Here is a 1,534-nt window from a genome sequence, read left to right as displayed (position 1 = left end):
GTGTGAAAAAATAGTTAATAAAAATAATAAAAGCGGAAAATAAAAAAAGAGTTGGAAGAAAAGAGTGCTCTGGTAACCAAAGACTTCTCTTTGATGTATATCGATCCGAGGTTTCGCATTATTTAATTGATGAAAAGTCTTTTAGGCTCCCGTCGGTTCTAATTTCATTCAAAAAACACTTTAGTGGTCATTTATTGTTCACCAATTCCGCTCTTTCTAGGTGGTTGAGCATCGCCAGGCAACATCTTTTGAAACAGCCAAGTGTGTCGGTTATTGAGGGTATCTAGACTAAAAGATAAACTTCAGTTGGAACGGAATAAAAATGATGTAGCTATTGCTGGCTACTCTAATCGTCTTGTAGCCATTATTAATATCAAAAGTAATAACGAGAATAGGGAGTTTTCTTCATGTCAGATGGAATAAAGCTTTTACTCATTACCTTCGCTGCGATGCTATCTTCATGTGCAACTGTAGAGCTAACAGATGGAGGTAGAGACATACAGGTAGTTCAGCAAATTTCAGTTTCTGATCTTGATAAGTACTACGATGTTGGTGAGGTTGCCTGTAGCTTTGGATTTAATGCAAAAACAGCAATAACTAACATAAAGCAATGCCGAATTGATTTGAAAAATCAGGCGGCACTGTTAGGTGGTGATGTGGTTGTTATTGAGCACCAGCAACTTGGTACAGGAGCGGCAACCTACGCACAGGGATACTCGGGTTGTGGAAACTGTATTTCGATGGTGGGGACTGCCTATAAAGAAAAGGTTACCACTGAGGATCACGAAGGGTGATTCGTTAGGAGCAAATGGCTAATAAGGAGCTTTTAAGAATACATTGAAAAAACGCAGATTTTTCCAAAATTCTACACTTTTTAAGTGCCATATTTTCTAGAGCTGTCATTTACCAGAGCTGCCTAATTAATTCTAGTCCGACCGTACATAGCCTGGGGTTTTATAAACTCCGGGTGTTATATTTTGCAGCTGAACTCATATGTAAAGCTATTTCTATGTGTTTTGAGCCTGAGAAAAACCGAAGATAAATCGCTCAGATTATTTGCCGATGTAATGCTTCTCAAGTAGCTCCTTGCTAAAGCTTGGTGCTAGTAAATAAATTCCGGGCGTGAACCATACGAGTTAAGGCTTAAATTGCACGGAAGGCTCTGCTGGTCTGAATATGCTTCCAGGTAATAGTAATGAGAGTTGAAAGTAATTTATTTCGTTACTTTTTTTGCTCCACCATGAAGTGCTTTTCAAGGGCAAACTATAACCAAAAATCTTTTTAAAAAATTCCTACAAAAAGAGCTTGCGGTGCCCCCGTGAAGTCCGTATAGTTCGCCTCCTCGCTGCTCAAGCAGCAGCGGGAAAGCGGCTCTAACTCATTGATTTTATTAAGAAAATTGATTTGAAAAAGAGCTTGCCAAGCACGGAGAGGTCGCTATAATGCGCGCCACTTCAAGCAGGGGGCGGAAACGACCTTGCCGGGATTCGAAAAGGGTTTTGAGCCACTCGAATCACCGAGAAAAAGCTGTAAG

General features: G+C 40.1%; 1 protein-coding gene. It reads left to right on the top strand.

The window, feature by feature from the left end; all coding sequences use genetic code 11:
• Window positions 1-407 precede the first annotated feature (407 nt).
• Complete coding sequence (locus tag ACXAFI_RS20000) at window positions 408-794, top strand: DUF4156 domain-containing protein (RefSeq protein ID WP_475110171.1); 387 nt, start codon at window positions 408-410, stop codon at window positions 792-794.
• Window positions 795-1,534: the final 740 nt, after the last annotated feature.

This window comes from Microbulbifer sp. ABH2_005, assembly GCF_056160005.1.
Note: the sequence above shows the minus strand (reverse complement) of the source record. Positions and strands in the feature narration are given on the sequence as shown.